General features: G+C 63.5%; 9 protein-coding genes. 6 read left to right on the top strand and 3 right to left on the bottom strand.

Annotation, left to right across the window (positions count from 1 at the left end; genetic code table 11):
- Positions 1 to 143 precede the first annotated feature (143 nt).
- Positions 144 to 1,061 carry an acyl-CoA thioesterase gene (locus F7D09_RS09830; RefSeq protein ID WP_152235318.1) on the bottom strand — a complete coding sequence of 306 codons (918 nt, stop codon included), beginning with the start codon at positions 1,059 to 1,061 and terminating at the stop codon, positions 144 to 146.
- Positions 1,062 to 1,379: 318 nt separating this feature from the next.
- Between F7D09_RS09830 and F7D09_RS09835 the strand changes: the two genes are divergently transcribed.
- On the top strand, positions 1,380 to 5,015 hold the full coding sequence (locus F7D09_RS09835) for a family 20 glycosylhydrolase (protein ID WP_193312437.1): 3,636 nt from the start codon (positions 1,380 to 1,382) through the stop codon (positions 5,013 to 5,015).
- Between the two features lie 762 nt (positions 5,016 to 5,777).
- Here F7D09_RS09835 and ettA read toward each other — a convergent pair.
- On the bottom strand, positions 5,778 to 7,454 hold the full coding sequence (gene ettA, locus F7D09_RS09840) for an energy-dependent translational throttle protein EttA (protein ID WP_152235319.1): 1,677 nt from the start codon (positions 7,452 to 7,454) through the stop codon (positions 5,778 to 5,780).
- A 338-nt stretch (positions 7,455 to 7,792) separates the two neighbouring features.
- Between ettA and F7D09_RS09845 the strand changes: the two genes are divergently transcribed.
- The 5 genes from F7D09_RS09845 (at position 7,793) to F7D09_RS09865 (ending at position 17,238) form a co-directional block, all read left to right on the top strand.
- On the top strand, positions 7,793 to 9,259 hold the full coding sequence (locus F7D09_RS09845; RefSeq protein WP_376863147.1) for an alpha/beta hydrolase: 1,467 nt from the start codon (positions 7,793 to 7,795) through the stop codon (positions 9,257 to 9,259).
- The gene (locus F7D09_RS09850) at positions 9,256 to 11,913 is read left to right on the top strand and encodes a bifunctional lysylphosphatidylglycerol flippase/synthetase MprF (RefSeq protein ID WP_152235320.1); all 2,658 of its coding nucleotides are present in this window, start codon (positions 9,256 to 9,258) and stop codon (positions 11,911 to 11,913) included. Before F7D09_RS09845 ends, F7D09_RS09850 begins: the two co-directional genes overlap by 4 nt.
- Before the next feature lie 210 nt (positions 11,914 to 12,123).
- Positions 12,124 to 13,689, top strand: a complete 1,566-nt coding sequence (locus tag F7D09_RS09855) for an MFS transporter (protein ID WP_226836235.1) — start codon at positions 12,124 to 12,126, stop codon at positions 13,687 to 13,689.
- A 387-nt stretch (positions 13,690 to 14,076) separates the two neighbouring features.
- On the top strand, positions 14,077 to 15,255 hold the full coding sequence (locus F7D09_RS09860; RefSeq protein WP_226836237.1) for an MFS transporter: 1,179 nt from the start codon (positions 14,077 to 14,079) through the stop codon (positions 15,253 to 15,255).
- 1,155 nt (positions 15,256 to 16,410) lie between these two features.
- Positions 16,411 to 17,238 carry a YoaK family protein gene (locus F7D09_RS09865; RefSeq protein WP_152235322.1) on the top strand — a complete coding sequence of 276 codons (828 nt, stop codon included), beginning with the start codon at positions 16,411 to 16,413 and terminating at the stop codon, positions 17,236 to 17,238.
- A gap of 1,424 nt (positions 17,239 to 18,662) precedes the next feature.
- On the opposite strand, the gene F7D09_RS11550 is transcribed toward F7D09_RS09865, so the two are convergent.
- Positions 18,663 to 18,874 (bottom strand): hypothetical protein (locus F7D09_RS11550; protein ID WP_226836239.1); only part of this gene is annotated, 212 nt, incomplete at its 5' end.

An 18,874-nucleotide genomic window follows, 5' to 3' on the forward strand; every position in this document is an offset into this window, starting at 1 on the left:
TCAGGTCCGCGACCTTCCTCATGAAACCGTCGTCGTAATGACGCCTGCGATCCCCACACATGAGAAACCGCACCTCCAATCATCGAATCTGCATTATCGCAGTCCAACAATCGGGGTGCAGTTCATAGCGGGTGGGGGGCGGCTCAGCGCGACGTCGCCGCGTCCGGCACGCGCACCATCGCCTCCTGCGCCATGGCCGCCACCAGATCGCCGTCCTGCGTGTACACCTTCGCCACGCCCAGGCCGCGCCCGTGGGCGGCGGTCGGCGTGTCCTGCACGTACAGATGCCACTGGTTGATGTCCACGTCACGGTACCACCACATCGAATGGTCGATCGACGCGTACGACAGGCCCGGCGTGGCGATGCTCAGTCCGGCGCGGCGCAGCACCGGCTCCATCATCACCTGGTCGCAGCCGAGCGCCAGCATCGCACGATGCATGACCTGCGGCACGTCCGCATGGCCGTCCGCGCGCATCCACACCATCTGACGGCCCGAATCATGCTCGGCGCTGCGTTTGTCCGCACCCAGCATGATCGTCGGCGTGACGTGGCGGATGTCGAACGGCGACTTTTTCGCATAGAACATCGCGAACGGCGACTTGTCGGCGTACGGCTTCATCAGGTCCTTCGCACTCGTCAGCGTCTCGGGGTCCGGCACGTCCTCGGGCATCGGATCGGCGAACTGCACGCCGGACTGCCCCTGCTCCTGGAAGCTGGCGATCGCAGTGAGGATTGGCCCCTCGGATTGCGTCACGTTCACGCGGCGCGCCGAGAACGACCGGCCGTCACGCAGCGTCTCCACATCGAACAGCAGATCCTGCCGGATGTCGCCCGCCGCGATGAAATAGCCGTGCACGGAATGCGGCAGGCGGCTGGGCGAGACGGTCTTCGAGGCGGCCACCAGCGACTGCGCGATCACCTGGCCGCCGTACACGCGGCCGGTCGGAAAGTAGATGCTTTCGCCGCTCACATACGTGTGGCCGCGGTATTGCGAGGGCTCTCCCAGTCGCAATACCTGCACCAGATGGTCCAATGGTGTCAGATGCCTGTCCTGCGTCATTGCGCATCCCTTCCGTTCGTTACGTCGTCGCTGCGCCGTTCCCGTTACGGCCGCAGGCTGTCGTGTTTCGATATACAGACATGCAGTGTAGCGGCTTCAGGTAAAGCCTGTCTGCAGATTGTGTAACGAGCGCGGCGCCGTGACGTGTCGCCGACGTACAGCCGGGCGCGTAAGGTGAAAACCGTTGGCGTCGGATGATTCCATGAAGGGAAACCACCATACGCATGACGCCGGGCCGACGAGGACCCCGGCGTGATGCGTGCCGATGCCGTCAGCGTGCAGCGATGCACGGACCCATAGGAGAATACGAGGATTTCAATGGAGAGGAACAGAACGCCGCATCGCGGTGCGCGTTTCGTGGCCGCCATGGTCGCCGGTCTCATGATCGGCGGCGTGTGCACCACGTTCAGCGCGTCCGCAGCGGATACGACGACCGCCGCCGGCTATTCCGCCGCGCAGAGCGATGTGACATTGCCGGCGACGGTGCCGAGCCTTGACGGCTGGAAGGCGGCCACCGGCGAGTGGACGCTGGGCGAGGGGACGCGCGTGGTCGCGTCCGCCGCGCTCAAGTCCCGCGCGGACAGCCTGGCAACCGAGCTGAGCAAGTTCACCGGAGTCGACGTGAAGGCGGCCACCGGCGAGGCAACCGGCAAGGACGTGTCGCTGACGTTGGACGCGTCGAAGAAGGACGCGCTGGGTGACGAGGGCTTCACGCTGGACATCGGCGCGGATGGCCTGAAGGTCATCGGCGCGACGGACACCGGCGTGTTCTACGGCACGCGGTCCGTCTCGCAGCTGCTGCGTCAGGGCCAGCTGACCCTGCCCGCCGGCTCGGTGACGTCCAAGCCCGCGTACAAGGAGCGCGGCGCGACCCTGTGCGCCTGCCAGATCAACATCTCGACCGACTGGATCGACCGCTTCCTCTCGGACATGGCCGACCTGCGCCTCAACTACGTGCTCATGGAGATGAAGCTCAAGCCGGGCGAGGAGAACACCAAGAAGGCCGCCACGTGGTCGTACTACACGCGCGACGACGTGAAGAAGTTCGTGGCGAAGGCGAAAAGCTACGGCATCGACGTGATCCCCGAGATCAACTCCCCGGGCCACATGAACATCTGGCTGGAGAACTACCCGGAGTACCAGCTCGCCGACAAGAACGGCACGAAGTACCCGAACATGCTGGACATCACCAACCCGGCCGCCGTGAAGTTCTACGAGACGCTCATCGACGAGTATGACGGCGTCTTCGACACCGACTACTGGCACATGGGCGCCGACGAGTACTGGCTGGGCACCCCCGGACAGTCCTACTTCCCGGCCGTCTCCGAGTACGCCGCCGAGAAGTACGGCGAGGGCGCGACCCTCAACGACGCGTTCACCGGCTTCATCAACACCATCAACGAGTACGTGCGCGCCAAGGGCAAGAAGCTGCGCATCTGGAACGACGGCATCGTCGACACGAAGAACGTGACGCTCAACAAGGACATCACCGTCGAATACTGGTACGGCGCCAGCGGCAGCCGCACCCCGCAGGGCCTCGCCGACAGCGGCTACACGCTGATGAACGCCACCGACTCCCTGTACTGGTCGCGTTCCGCCACCGGCTACAAGGTCAACGCGCGGGCGCTGTACAACAACCGCAACTGGAACGTCGGCACGTTCACCGGCGGCCGCCAGATCGACAAGAACTACAAGGGCCTGACCGGCGCGAAGGTCTCCATCTGGCCCGACACGTCGTACTTCCAGACCGAGAACGAGGTCGAACAGGAGATCTTCGACGGCCTGCGCTTCGTCTCGCAGATGACCTGGTCCGACTCGCGTCCGTGGGCGAACTGGGACGCGATGAAGGCCGCCATCGACAAGATCGGCTATCCGCTCGACGTTCGCGAGTACGACTACACGCCGGTCGACGCCGGAACGTACACCATCCCCGAACTTGACAGCGTCTCCACGGGCACGTGGACGCTCAAGACCACACCCGACGGCTACTACCAGTTCAAGGACGACGCCTCCGGCAAGTGCCTCGCCCTCTACCAGGGCGTCGGCAGCAGCAAGCTCGTCACCAAGCACCTTGATGTCGTCACCCAGGACGGCGCGCGCCCCGAACTGCGCACCTGCACCGACGTGAGCGTCGACTGGTCGCACCGCAGCGACGCGAACAACCGCAACACGCAGAAGTGGCAGATCCGCGCCGGCAAGGACGGCAAGTACACCATCTCGCCGGCCCTCACCCAGCAGCGTCTCGCCATCGCCACCGGCAACGAGTCCAGCGTCGACCTTGACCTGCTCAAGGCCGACACTCCGGACGCCTACCCGGTCAAGGGCACGCTCGCCCAGTTCCCGCCGGACATGGTCGGCGACAACGCCCTGTTTACGCTGGAACGCAAGCTCGGCATGACCGCCACCGAAAAGTCCACCGACGTGACGCCGGCCACCCCGACCGACATCACCGTCTCCGTGAACGCCGCCACCGGCGAGAACACCGGTGACGTGACCGTCACCCCGACCGTGCCGGAAGGCTGGAAGGTGCTGCCCGGCAAGGTGAACCTCAAGTCGATCCCGGCCGGCAAGACCGCCAAGGCGATCTTCCGCGTCGTCAATACCGCCGAGGCCGCCGAAGGCGACGCCGACGTGACGTTCAAGCTCACCAAGACGAGCGACGGCTCCGAGCTCGGCTCGACCACGGTCAGCCTCAACGGTACGCTCACGGCCGAAGTGCCGACCAGCGACCCGGCCGCCGACTCCGCCGAAAGCACCGCCGAGCAGACGCCGGTGACCAACGCGTTCGACAAGAACCCGAACACGTTCTGGCACAGCGACTACAGCAACGGCGCGCAGCCGCCGCACTGGGTCGCGTTCAAGGCCGACCCCGGCGAAGGCCAGAAGATCACCGCCGTCACCCACCTGTACCGTCAGGACAAGGCCGACAGCAGCCTCAACGGCCCGGCCAAGACCGTCGAAGTGTACGTGGTGAGCGCCGACGGCATCGACTCGGTCTCCAAGGTCACCGACTGGGGCGATCCGGTCGTCACCGCCAACTTCCCCTACACGAAGGCGCTGCAGACCATCAAGCTGCCTGACAGCGTGCCGGCAGGCGCCGTGTACGTGAAGTTCCTCATCAAGGACAGCTGGGGCATCACCGAGACCGGTGCCGGCGTGAGCTGGGCGGCCATCGCCGAGCTGACCGCGCAGGCCCCGGTCGCCGCGGTCGAGCTCACCGAGCCCGAGCAGCCGAAGGACAACCCGAGCGTGACCGAGCCGGAGCCGACGCAGGTCGACAAGACCGCGTTGAAGAAGGCCGTGGCCGACGCCGAGGGCAAGCTGAAGACGCCGAACAAGTACACCGACGCCGAAGCCGTCAAGAAGGCCCAGGCTGCACTTGAGGCGGCCAAGAAGGTCGCCGCCGACGATACCGCCACGCAGGACGACGTGGATGCCGCGGCCAAGACGCTCAACGACGCGATCGGCAAGCTGGTGGAGGACACCATCAAGCCGACGCTCGCCGGCGTGGACGATGTGACCATCACGGTCGGCGACACGTTCGACCCGCTGTCCGGCGTGAGCGCCACCGACAACGTGAAGCAGGACCTGTCGATCGTGGTCGAAGGCAAAGTCGACACGACGAAGGCGGGCGTGTACACGCTCACCTACACGGTGACCGACAAGGCCGGCAACACGACGACGGCGAAGCGCAAGGTCACGGTGAAGGAGAAGGGCGAGGAGCCGACGCCTTCGCCGGAGCCGGAGAAGCCGGGCACAGGCAAGCCGGGTTCGGAGAATCCGACCCCGGAACCGGGCAAGAAGCCTGCCGCCAAGCCGTCCGACAAAACGGACGGCAAGGGCAAGCTGAGCGCCACCGGCGCCGACACCGCCGCGCTGACGATGATCGCCGCGCTGCTCGCCGGCACGGGTGCAGGCGTCGCCGTGGCGCGTCGCCGCCGCTCGCAGTGCTGACTGGCGGCATTGAGCGCGTGACCGCCATGCGGTCGCGATGATGCCGTAGCCTATGGTTTGGGCCTCCTTCCCATTGCGGGGAGGAGGCCCAAACCATATAAGGCATGTCCATTGTCGGATGCCCGTCCTGCCTCGTCTGCCTGCCTTGGCTGTCCTGCTTATCTTGCTTGCCCTGCCTTTTTTGTCCTTGCTCTTGTCCTTGCTCTTGCCCTTTCTTGTCATTTTCTGCCTGTCTTGCTTGTCACGCCCGTTCTTCCCGTTCTCCTGCTCTCCCGTCCTCCCCGCCCCTGCCGCGTCCGCAAGATACACAATGTGCAGCTTGAGAATTATTGGCCTCAGATTGCGCGCTTTAAGGTACACAATCCACGTAGTTCCTTCACGGATTCATTACAACATGTGCCCGAAGACGCACAATGTGTATCTTCGGGCACATGCGGGATGGGAACAGACAGGCTTTGATGGGTCGATCAATGCCGTCGGCATGTTTGGCCGGGTGATGAGCCACCGGGGACCGCCACCCGTTCACGATTTGCGAGGCACAACAAATCGTGAACGAGGATGATGTGCGAATGAACATGCGGAAGCGCGGAATTCCGCCATATTGCACAGCCGGCATGTGAGATTCTGTGCGGTTTGGCGTTCACGATTTGCCGAGCTGTGCAAATCGTGAACGGAGCCCTATAGCAAAAGGTCCCCGACGATGATCGTCGGGGACCTTCATTATGTCACCTCGCCGCTGCCGCGGCTTGACTGGCCGGGCGCCTATCGGGTCAGCTTGCGATGCAGACGGTGGGGGCGGGCGGCGTCCTCGCCGAGGCGGGCGACGCGGTTCTCCTGATACGCCTGGAAGTTGCCCTCGAACCAGTACCACTTGGCCGGGTTCTCGTCATCGCCCTCCCATGCGAGGATGTGCGTGGCGACGCGGTCGAGGAACCAACGGTCGTGGGAGATGACCACGGCGCAGCCCGGGAAGGCGAGCAGTGCGTTCTCGAGGCTTTCGAGCGTCTCGACGTCCAGATCGTTCGTGGGCTCGTCGAGCAGCAGCAGGTTGCCGCCCTGCTTCAGCGTCAGCGCCAGATTCAGACGGTTGCGCTCGCCGCCGGACAGCACGCCGGTCAGCTTCTGCTGGTCGGAGCCCTTGAAGCCGAAGCTGGCCACGTAGGCGCGGGTCGGCACCTCGACGCCGGCCACCTCGATGAAGTCGAGGCCGCCGGAGACCGCCTCCCACAGGTTCTTGTTCGGGTCGAGACCCTCACGGTTCTGGTCGACGTAGCTGATCTTCACGGTGTCGCCGATCTTCAGCTCGCCGGAGGTGAGCGGCTCCAGACCGACGATCGTCTTGAACAGCGTGGACTTGCCGACGCCGTTCGGGCCGATCACGCCGACGATGCCGTTGCGCGGCAGCGTGAACGACAGGTCGTCGATGAGCACGCGGTCGCCGAACGCCTTGTGCAGGTGCTTCGCCTCGAGCACCAGCGAACCCAGACGCGGTCCGGCCGGAATCTGGATCTCGGAGAAGTCGAGCTTCTTGTTGTTGCGCGCCTCCTGCTCCATCTGGTCGTAACGCTCCAGACGGGCCTTGTTCTTGGCCTGACGGGCCTTCGGCGAGGAACGCACCCAGTCGAGCTCGTCCTTGAGGCGCTTGGCGAGCTTCGCGTCCTTGGCGCCCTGGATCTCCATACGCTTCGCCTTGGTCTCCAGATACGTGGAGTAGTTGCCCTTGTACGGGTACAGGTGGCCGCGGTCGACCTCGCAGATCCACTCGGCCACGTTGTCCATGAAGTAACGGTCGTGGGTGACGGCGATGACCGCGCCCTTGTACTGGTGCAGGAACTTCTCCAGCCACAGGATCGACTCGGCGTCGAGGTGGTTCGTGGGCTCGTCGAGCAGCAGCAGGTCGGGGGCCTCGAGCAGCAGCTTGCACAGGGCCACGCGGCGGCGCTCGCCACCGGAGCAGACGCTCACCGGCGTGTCCGGATCCGGGCACTGGAGGGCGTCCATCGCTTGGTCGAGCTGCGAGTCGAGGTCCCAGCCGTTTGCCGCGTCGATTTCGGTCTGCAGCTTGCCCATCTCGTCCATGAGCGCGTCGAAGTCGGCGTCCGGATTGGCCATCAGCTCACCGATTTCGTTGAAGCGCGCGACCTTCTCGGCGATCGGGCCGAACGCCATCTTGATGTTCTCGCCGACGGTCTTGGTCTCGTCCAGCGGCGGCTCCTGCTGCAGGATGCCGACCGTGAAGCCCGGCGTCAGGTACGCCTCGCCGTTGGAGACGGTCTCGAGGCCGGCCATGATCTTGAGCAGCGTGGACTTGCCCATGCCGTTGGGGCCGACCACGCCGATCTTCGCGCCGGGCAGGAAGCTCAGCGTCACGTCGTCGAGGATCACGCGGTCGCCGAACGCCTTGCGCGCCTTGATCATCTGGTAAATGAATTCTGCCACTTGCAGTTACTCCTTAAAAAGGTTGAGATTCCACCGTTCTTTGGTTTGTGCCCGTCGGCCGCCCCGTATGGCGTCGTCGTCGGTATCCCGTCCGCATAGCGGTCGAATCCGTGCCAAACCACCGCCCACTATGGTAACGGAAGGGCTGGAATGGCAGCGGTGGGCCGTCGGCTCTGGGTGATACGTGGACGTGGTTGCGGCGGCTTAGGGCAGACCAACCACAAGGCTGAATAAAACCTGTGAGATTTCGTTGGATTACGTGAAATTGGATGCCCTCTCATGATTGGCGCGCTAGGGTTACGCACGTTTGCGGGATGTTCCGATGGCATTCGTCCGGGATGACGCCGGAACGTCCCGTGGGGGAGGGAATGCGGATGATGCATTCGATGATGCAATGGTCGCTGGTCCAAGGTGCGGTGCCATGGACCGTGTTCGGCGTGACGGCTGTCATCACGGTCGTGCTGGCCGTGCGGATGGTCACGGCCGCGGTCCGGGACGCCGGTCGCGGCGGCAAGCCGGATGCCGGCTGGAATGCCGGCCGCCGTACCGCCTTGCGCGTGACGCTGTCGCGCCCGTTGCCGGTCGTGCTGATCGCCGCGGTCATATGCGGGGTTGCCGGCACCGTCGCCGCCTGGCTGGTTTCCGATGTGTTCGTGCTGTTCGGCGTTTCGCTGGGATGGCCGGTGATCCTTACCGTCGGCGCCGGATTCGCCGCTTTGGGCTTCTCGCTGGCTGCGGCCGTGCGAACCCGACGTTTCGACCGGGTATGCGCGATCATGCTGATTCCGCTGATCGTGCTGTCCACCGGACTGAGGGTGGACGGAATCTACGGCGAATACCAGACCATCGGCACGCTGATGGGCTACACGCCCTACGCTTCGCTTGACTCGATTGACGTGCATCCGGCCTCGATGAGCGTAAGCCAATGGCTTGGCGACGCGCGGCACGATGATTTGCCTGACATGCCAAGGCATGGTGAGGTGTTCGCCGTGAGGATTCCGAACGTCCGGTCCGGTTTCTCGGCCCGTACGGCGATGATCTATCTGCCTCCTGCCGCACTGAGCGGCAAGTCTCCGGCCTTACCGGTGATGGAGCTGCTTGCCGGGCAGCCCGGCAGTCCGGGCAGGCTGGTCGCAGCCGGCGACATCCCCGGGATGTTCAATGCATACGCCGCCGCCCACGATGGTCTGGCGCCGATTGTGCTGGTCCCGGACCAGAACGGCGCGGACACCCATAACAGTCTGTGCGCCGACACCACTCAGGGCAACGCGGAGACGTATCTGACCCAGGACGTGGTGGCATGGGCCAAACGTACCCTTCCCGTGTCCGGTTCCGCGTCGATGTGGGCAATCGGCGGATTCTCGCAGGGAGGCACCTGCACCACCCAGCTTGGTCCGCGTCATCCGGATATCTATGGCGCCATGCTGCCGGTGGATGGTGAACTGAAGCCCACCAACGGGACGGTTGACGCCATGGTGCGCGACTACTTTGCCGGCGACAGCGCAGCCTATGACGCGCAGGTGCCGGCCAATGCCATTGCCGCAACCGGCTCTCCGCGGCAGGCTCTGTTCGCCGGTGCCGGCGAACGGGATGTCGCATCGGTGGGGAACATGCGCACCATCGCGGCGGCCGCGCGCAAGGCCGGCATGAGCGTCACCGAATTGCTGGCACCCGGCACCGGCCACGATTGGCATGCCGTGCAGGCCGTCTGGAAGCCGGGACTTGACTGGTTCGGGCAGCGGACAGGATTGGGGAATATGACGAAATCGTTGAAGGACTACAGCCAAGTGGAGGTGCTGCAATGAGCGAGGCCGCAACGAACACCGCAACGAACACGGCAACGAACACCGCAGTGAACAAGACGAAGCAGGATGCGCGCCACCCGGCATCCTCGCATACGGCAGACAGTTGGAAGGCTTTGGCCGGTGACGCGCGGCGTTGGGTGCGCAACCACCGGCTGTGCGTCGCCGCCACCGCCTGCCTGGTGGCGTCGAACCTTGCGGTATGGCTCGTGGCGGCCATGGCGGGATTCGCTTTCCCGCTGCGCTTGGATACCAGCATGGCCGAATTTAATCTCGATACGCTCGTCGCCACGTTGTTCTTGGCTCGCGGCGTGCTGCAGCTCGTTGTCGACGCCGCGCTTTGGATGATCATGCTCTCGATCGCGGAAACGCGGTTGGGACGTGAACGCACCGTGGCCACGGCGTTCGTCTGCGCTGTCGTCGGCATCGTCATCGGCCTTGCCCTGTGTTGGACGATCGGGTGGGTCTTCCAGGATTCCCGTTTCGTTTCCCGGCTGAGGTTCTCCTTGAGCCCGTTGGCGTTGCCCGTCGGCGCGATGATGGCGGCCAGCGCCCGGTGCAGCCACCTGTGGCGTAGGCGCATCCGGCTCATCGGCTATGCTGCGATTCTTGTCGTGCTGCTGTACAGCGGCAATCCCGGCGTCTACTGCATTCTGGCTGCCGCACTCGCCGGGCACATCGCCGGTCGTCTGACGGCATCCTCATCGTCGGTCGTGACCCCGGCTGTGTCTTCGGCTGGGCAGACCGGTTGGCATTGGCTGCGTGGCACCTCGTTCGAGACCCGTAGAATGTTCGCCACGATTGCCGTTGTGCTCGCGTTGGGGCCTGTCATCGTCATCACCTCGCATAATCATGCCGGGCCGCTCGGTGCCATCGGACTGCTGATGAGCCCTGTCTCCATCGACGATGGCATGTTGTCCCGGTGCCTTGCCGATGCCAGCCACGATGGCTGTTTTCTGCAATTCAACCTGATGCGCGCTTCGATGCCGGGTGCCGTGCTGCGGTCGCTGCTGCCCACCGCCGTCATGCTGGTGCTGGCGTGGGGACTGTACCGCGGCCGTCGTTTTGCCGCAGTCACGACAGTGCTCATCAATCTGGCCACCGTGGGGCTCGCTGTCGCCTACTATTTCGTCGTGCCCCTGAATTTCGCGCCGGGCGGCATGGTGTCGCTGCTGCAGCATGGTGCGCTGGCCGCCTGCGTGGCGAACGTCCTGCCACCGTTGGTTTTCGCCGTCGCGTTGATGGCGTCGATGCGATGCTTCCCGATTCGCGTCGGCTGGCGTCGCCTCATCGGCGGTATCGGCGCGATGGCGGTGTCGTTACTGGCCTGTGCCGGCGTCTATCTGCTGTATGGTTTGATTCAACCGGATGAATTCTCGCCGATCGCCACAGCCAAGTCGCTGCTGGTCGAATTGCCGGGACGTTTCCTGCCCATCGGATTCCTGAGTCACGTAAAACCGTCGTTCGTGCCGCGCACGCCGATGGCGTCCGTGGTGTATCAAGGCGTTGGCCTGGTGTTCTGGATTGTTGTGCTGACCGTGGTGGTCCGTTGGATGGGCGACGTCGGCCGTTGCGACGAGAAGGCGCGGGAACATGCCGGCCGGCTGGTGGAGGCCGGAGGCGAATCGATGAGTTTCATGACTACGTGGGAGGGCAACGACTATTGGACTTCTCCCACCGGCAAGTCGGCCGTGGCCTATCGCGTGTTGAACGGCATCGCGCTGACCTGCACCGGCCCGTTCGGCGACCGCACGGAATGGATGGACGATCTGATCGGATTCACTCGATACTGCATCGAACAGTCATGGTCGCCGGTGTTCTACAGTGTGCATCGTGAACAGCGCGACCGGCTGGTGGCGGACGGCTGGCAATCCATTGAGGTCGGCAGCGAGATGGTGGTCGATCCCGGCACGTGGAAGACCACCGGCAAGAAATGGCAGGACGTGCGCACCGCCATCAACAAAGCCAAACGCGACGGCATCACCGATGTGCGGTCCACTTTTCTCGAGGCTCCTGCGGACGTGCGCGAACAGATCGAGGACATTTCGGAGGAGTGGGCGCAGTCCAAGGCGTTGCCGGAGATGAAGTTCACGCTCGGCGGGGTCGAGGAACTGCGCGATCCGCGCGTACAGCTGCTGTATGCCGTAGACGCGGACGGCAGGGTGCTTGCCGTCACCAGCTGGTTGCCCACATGGCGTGATGGCCGTGTGATCGGCTGGACGCTTGACTTCATGCGTCACCGCGTGGGAAGCCCCAACGGCGTCATGGAATTCCTCATCGCGCGCATGGCCGAACGGCTGCGCGACGAAGGTGAGACCGACCCCGGACGTGCTGTGGAGTTCATGAGCCTGTCCGCGGCTCCTCTGGCGGGCATGAACCCCGAAAGGGACAATGCCGCAGCCGGAGGCGTCGCCGGAGACGGCGTGCGGACGCTTCAGCACGCGCTGCAGATCGTGGCCGATTGGATGGAGCCGGCATACGGGTTCCATTCGCTGTTCAATTTCAAACGCAAGTTCCAGCCGACCGAGGAACCGGTATACGTGTGCTATCCCGATCCGGCCATGCTGCCGACGATTGGTCTGGCGGTGATGCGCGCATATGTGCCGTCGGTCACGCCGGCCGAAGTGGCCGTCATGCTCAAGACGTTGCGGGCATGACTGCCGCTGGACGGTTGCCTGCCGGCGCTGTGCCGGCGGCGGTAGGTCGGACGGCCGCCACGTGCGCGGTGCCGTGGTGTTGCTGTGCGGCGGGGTGCGGAGGTGTGCGTCGTCGGTGCGAACGGCAACCGTCACGGCCGTGCGTCAGCATTCTTGTACCGGACGGCGCACGGTGAGTTTCGCGTAACATTCGCCGATACGATGAACAGATTGTCTGATGATCTGCCAATCGTCATCGCCGGCGCGCAGGACCGGCAGAATGGAGGAACGCGCATGGGCGCACGGAACGGACACGACATGAACGACCCGCGGACGTCACGGCCACTGCAGACGGGGGAGACGGCGTGGGCAGGCAAACGGCCGGTGCCGGCGAAACTCGTCGTCTGCGTGGTGGCGCTCGCGATTCTCACGTTCCTCGGCATCCTATCGGAGACGTCGCTCAACATCGCCTATGCGACGCTGATGGGCGAATTCGCGGTCGGTGCGTCCGTCGTGCAATGGCTGACGACCGGGTACCTGCTGTTGCTGTCTGTCGCGATTCCGAGCTCGCCGTTCCTGGTGCGGCGTTTCGCCACGAAACCCCTGTTCGCGCTTGCGGTCGCGATCTTCACGCTCGGCACGCTGATCGGCGCGCTCGCCGTCAGCTTCCCGATGCTGCTGGCCGCGCGTCTGGTCATGGCGCTCGGCACCGGCATTTCGTTGCCGCTGATCACCACCATCATCCTGGAGAAGGCGCCGCTCGAGCAGCGTGGCGCGATGCTCGGCATCGTCAGCCTCGTCACCTGCGCCGCGCCCGCCATCGGTCCGGTGTTCGGCGGCATGGTGATGGAATACCTGAACTGGCATTGGATCTTCTACACGATGCTGCCGTTCCTTGCCGTCGCGTTCGCGATGGGCGTCGCCACGATTCCCGACATCAGACCGCATGACGCCGCACGGAAGGCCACGATCAGCGTGCCGTCCCTGCTGCTGGTCGCGGTTGGCCTGTCGGGTCTCATCGTGGCGGTGAGCTTCTTCGCCGAATGGAACGGCGACTGGCGGTTCTGGACGGTGTTGGCTGCGGCCGTCGCGGTGCTCGCCGTGTTCGCCGTCGTCCAGCTGCGCATGGCCCGCCCGCTGATCGAGATGCGCGTGTTCACCTATCCCGGGTTCACTTTGGGCATGCTCATTCTGCTGATGGCGTCCGGCGGTGTGCTGGGATTGAACTTCATGCTGCCGATCCTGCTGCAACGCGGCTTCGGCTTCGGCTCGCTCGTCGCGGCGCTGATCCTGCTGCCGGGCGCGGTGGCGGGCGCCATCGCAGCGCCGATGATCGGCGGCGCGCTCAAAGGCCACTTCCCGCCGAAGTTCATTCTGTGCGGTTTCCTCGGCATCATCGTCATGGATGTCGTTCTTGTCGCCGCGTCCGGCAGCGTGCCGGTCGTCGCCGTGTCGTATGCGCTGTTCATGGCCAGCGCCGGTTTCGTGCTCGTGCCTGACCAGACGCACGCGTTGAACCAGTTGCCCGCCCGGTTCAACGCGGATGGTTCGGCGGTGATGAACACCGTCCAGCAGCTTGCCGGCGCGATCGGCACGGCAGTGGCCAGCACCCTGATCGCCGAATTCTCGACGTCGGCCGCGCGCGCAGGTGCCGGGGCTGCGGCCTCCTATGTGCAAGGGTTCTCATGGAGCATGTGGGTCATCGCCGGCATGGCGGTGTGCGGCGCAGTCCTTGCCGCGCTCATGTTCCGTTTCTCCGTGCGCCGACCGCCCGAGCCGCAGGCTGTGGAGGTGTGAATGGCTGTTTGACTATGGTGCGGCGGTCGCGTTGCGGCGTATCTGCGGATGATGATGGCGCGGCGGATGCGCGGCGATGCACAACGGACGCACGCCGGGTTCATGGCGGACGCACTGTGGGCTTGCGGCAAGCTCACAGTGGGCTCACGACGGACGCACTGTGGGCTCACGGTGTGCCGTTGCGCGCACCGGTGCGACAATGGGGGAATGCGTGAGATGAGGGAAGATCCGAGGACGCGGTTCCGGCGTGACACCGGCGACGATGGGACAGACAGGTCGCTGCGGTCGTTACGGTCGTCGGCATCCCGGCGGACTACGCCGCTGTTGGCGGCGTTGATCTTTCTGGTGGCCTTGAACCTGCGGCCCGCGATTGTGGCGGTCGGACCGGTGCTGACGCGTATCGGCGACGAACTGCACTGGGGTGAAACGGTGCTCGGACTACTGGGTGCCATGCCGCTGTGGATGTTCGCGGCGTTCAGTCCGCTGGTGAGGTTCATCACGGCTCGCATCGGCGAGGATCGCACGATTCTGGCCGCTTTGCTGGTGCTTGCCGCCGGTGATATCGTCCGCTCGTTCGGCGGTCCTGCCGGCATCTGGCTGGGAACCGTGGCCGTTGGCGCAGGCATCGCGGCCGGCAATGTGCTGGTGCCGGCAATCGCCAAGCGTGATTACGCCGGGCACGTGCCGCTTGCGACCGGCGTGTATTCGGCATGCATCACCTCAGGGTCGGCGATTGCCGGGCTTACTTCCGCAACGTTCGCCGACATGTTCGGCGACTGGCGGCGCTCGCTTGCCGTATGGGCGTTGCCTGCGCTCGTCGTCGCAGGGGCATGGTCGATCCGCCTGACGCGACGCGGTCCACGCGATGGAACCTCGGCGCAGTCCGTCGAATCCGGTTCCGCAACCGGTTCCACAACCGGTGCCGCATCCGATGTCACAACATCTGGTGCCACGCCGGGCGCCCGCCCAACCGCCCGTCCGGCAACTCGTCCGTTGTGGCGGCGTCCGATGACCTGGTGGGTCACGCTGTTCATGGGATTGCAGTCGGCCGCCTTCTACACGATGTCGAACTGGCTGCCATCCGTTGCGGTCTCGGCCGGGTTCACGGATATGCAGGCCGGCGTGCAGCTGTTCGTCTTCCAATCGCTTGGCATCCTGTCCGGACTGCTGATTCCGGCACTGATGCGCGTGCGCGGCAACCAGGTCTGTGCGGCGCTCACCGCCAGCGTGCCGATGGTCATCGCCGGATTCGGCTGGATGCTGCTGCCATCATGGTCTGCCGTGTGGAGCGTCGTCGGCGGTGTCGGCCAGGGTGCGTCTCTGGTCGTGGCGCTCACGCTGATCTCCCTGCGCGGCCGCACTGCGGAAGAGACGGTCGCCCTTTCCGGCATGGCCCAGTCCATCGGCTATCTGATCGCATCCGTCGGACCGTTCGCGTTCGGCGCACTGTCCGAGGCGTCCGGCACATGGTCCGCACCGTTCGTACTGGTCGTCGTGCTTGCCCTCGCACAATGCGCGGTGGCGTTTCCGGCCGGGGTGCCCTCCGAGGAGGAAAGCGCCATGTGACCTGATCGCCTGAATGCGCGGGCAAACCGGTGAATCAGCCATACAGCGCCGAAGCCGAGCACCGCCGCAACGGCGAACAGCATGACGAAAAACCGTATGTCATCCAGTGCGTCCCAGCTGACATACCAGCCGTCCGTCACCTGCATGCAGTTCCGACCGGGCTCGCACACCCCCTGATAGGGCATGATCAGTGCGCCAAGCAGCGGCACGGAGGCCAGCACGCTGATGCAGGGGAACAGCAGCGTCCGCCACGGGTGGGTCAGCGCCGCCGTACGTGACGCATACGCGCCGCACGTGACCAGCAGCACCGGCGGCACCACGAAATTGATCATCAGCACACCCGCCATGCCCTGTCCGGGAATGATGATCATCGCCAACAGCAGGCCATAGGTGACCGCCAACGTAAGCCAACAGCCGAACCGTACGGTGTCGGCGCGAACCCATGCCAGCAGCCGCCCGCTCATCGAGCGCGGATCGGGGTCGACGAACAGCACTCGCAGCCCATACCGGCCGATCGCATAGCAGATGAACGCCACCGACAGATATGTCATCGTCAGCACCGCCATGCCATACATCGTCTGCCCGACCGGCCGGAGCCCGTCCGAGCGCATCAACGCCAGCCAGTCATCCCAATCCCGGTAGACGCGCGTGGGAGTCAGCCGCATATTCGCCCAGCCGAAGCCCAACGGGCCGAGCAGGGCGCTCGCCAAAGGGAACGACGGGCTACCGGTACGTATCAGTCCGAGTATCAGGTTCGCGGCCGCCAAAGCGATCGGCCAGTGGACCGTCATGCTGGTCAGCCAGACGAACCGGTCTGGCGGGGTCATCTTCAGCGCATCGTTGTAACCCTCCTCCGGCACGAACATGTTTGAGCCCATGACCAGCATCAGCAACAGCACAAACAATGCGACCATGCCGATCCAGTGCGCCCGGTTCCACGTGAAGGCGGGTTTTGTAGAGTGTGAGGATGCTCTGAACATTGCGGTCTCCTTTGGCCACAGGGATTAGTGTCAAGGATATCGCAATGGTTTGATTTGTGAAGAGCGACTGTTCACGTCCGGCGGCCGCCGCATAATGAACCGGTCTGTTTTGCGCCGCCGCGTCGGCGCGACATGCCGGCGTGCGGCCGTTCACGTCGGAAGGAAACCGCCGCCCATGACCTCGCATCTCGTCGAAGCCGGACGCACGCTGATACCACGCAAAGGCGACCGCTACGGCCTGCTGTCGCCGGCGCTCGTGACGCTCACGTTCGTTGCCGGGCTCGTGGACGCGCTGAGCTACCTGTCGTTCGGCCACGTGTTCGTGGCCAACGTGACCGGCAACATCGTCTTCTTGGGATTCGCGGTCGCGCACGCGCAAGGCTTCGTCTGGTGGACGTCCGCGCTCACCCTGGTCGCCTTCGCCTGCGGGGCATTCATCGGCGGGCGCATCATCCGCCGTTTCGGCGCGCATCGCGCACGGCACCTGCTCGTCTCCACTTGCGTGCAGGCGGCGTTCGTCATCGCCGCGCTCATTGGACTGTACCTGCTCAATCGGTTCGCGCCCGAACCGGCGATGGGTGGAGCCGGCGCGGCCGCTGCCGCACGAGCCGTCCAGCCGAGTCTCAACTTCCCGACCGCGCGGCACATCGACCTGCATGTCATCGTGCTGATTCTGCTGCTTGCGCCGGCGATGGGCATCCAGAACTCCACGGCCCGCAAACTCGCCGTGCCGGACCTGCCGACCACCGTGCTCACGATGACCCTGACCGGCGTGCTCGCCGACGCCTCCGCCCACGGTCGGGACCGTTCGAAGCTCGGCCGCCGCGCGGTCGTCATGCTGGCGCTCGCCCTAGGAGCGCTGACCGGCGCGTTGTTGCAGTCGCACGGCCGCGAGGACGTGATCCTCATGGTCATGGTCGTCTGCCTGCTGCTGGTCATCGCGATGATGCTGCCGCACGCCCGCTCCGCCGAACCATGGGCCGTGGGGTGCGAGAAGCGTTAATACGGTGACGTTGCCCAGCGCGTATGACGGCCGCGGCCTGTGAAGAATCTCCTTCCCGCATTGATGTGCACGTCGAGCGACGTTTCGATTTGTTGGCCGCCGGATTGCGCGGTACGGGAATGCTCCGTGTGATGCGTCGGTCCGTATTGCGCCGGCTTCATCAGGCCGAGCCAGGCGAGTATCGGGGCATGATACCTCCTACGGCGCTGATAATGCTGATTTCGATGCTGGCACCTTTGGCGCGTCGATTGTTGGCCGTGTAAAGGCTGGGGAACAGAGGAAAGGATACGGCGTATTCCTCAATATAGTGGTCATCCTCGCTTTCCATCAGTATCCGTACCGGCAGTCTCTTTATGTGCCGGTATGATTGCGATTGATACGTAGCTTTTGGGCTTTGACGAGAGGAAGCACGGCGCTGCTGGTGTACATGAGGTGGTTTGATAGATGCAGTTACCATGCGTTACATCTATTATTTCACGTGGTCGAGGATTGTTCTCAGGTTTTTTTTGGGGGGGGGGGCATTCATCCGCGCCTTGATTCTGGCGTGTTCAGACATCTTGTATAATTGGTTTTTTATTATTCACCTACGTCTTGGACTTGCGACTATTATATTCTTTTTCCCCGGATTTGTTATTGTGCCTATACTGGCCTTCTTAATATCTTTTAAGATAGTGTATTGGGATTCCTGGGCATGGCTAGGTGTTATGGCCGTCCTGTCCTATGCGTTCACGTTACTAGGTTTGTTTCTGCTTGAACTATATCGGAGTTTGGGAGATCTTCCTCTGTATGGAGATTACGTATCATTGGCTTGGAGCGTATTCGAGGGAAATCCACTGATTTATTTCAATGGTATCCTAGGCATTCCTGCGTGTGGATATGCCGTGCTTGTCGGTATTCGTATATTGATGAATTACGGCAAAGGATGCGGAATCTAATGAACATCAAACGCATTTTATGGTGGTCCGGAGCACTAATTCTTTCAGTTCCTTTTTTCCAATGCTACATCGATGTGTTTCAGGATGGCCGTGTGCTTGGTCGACGAGTGGATGATGTCATATTTGGTTTTTTCACTTGATTTCATGCGAGGATGATGATGTAGCCAATCGTATTGCGTATGCCATTTATGGTTATACTATCTTGGTTGGATTTGCCTGTTGGATGTGTTTTCTGGTTGTAAAGTTGTTGCGCGATGAATCAGGTCAGGGTTGTTGGTTGAAGACCATTTTTGGTGCCTTCCTGATGATTGGCTACACAATGACGGGGGTTTATACAGGCGTATGCATGGCGGTGCTGTCAAATCCTTATACGACTCCCATGTGATTAAGACGGTTTCAGAGATAGTGGAATGAGAGATGGCCGGGCGTTGAGAGCCACCGTCCGGCCGTCCTCTCATTCAGATTATCGGATTGCTGCCGTTTTTGGCGTCATCGATGAGGTTCTGACAGAAATGCTGCATATGCGCGAGCCAGCGTTTCTGCTTCGACTGAGGATGGCAGCTTGCTGGTATTGGCCGGATAACGCCCGAAGTTTTGCGCACTTTGGTTCTGGCTTGGGTTGAGAACATGGCCCGTGTCCTGTGTACGATTTTCAGTCGCCAAACATAGAAAACCGCGATTGGAAGCGAGGACACAAGCCA

The organism is Bifidobacterium leontopitheci (assembly GCF_009193355.1).
Taxonomy (GTDB): Bacteria; Actinomycetota; Actinomycetes; order Actinomycetales; family Bifidobacteriaceae; genus Bifidobacterium; species Bifidobacterium leontopitheci.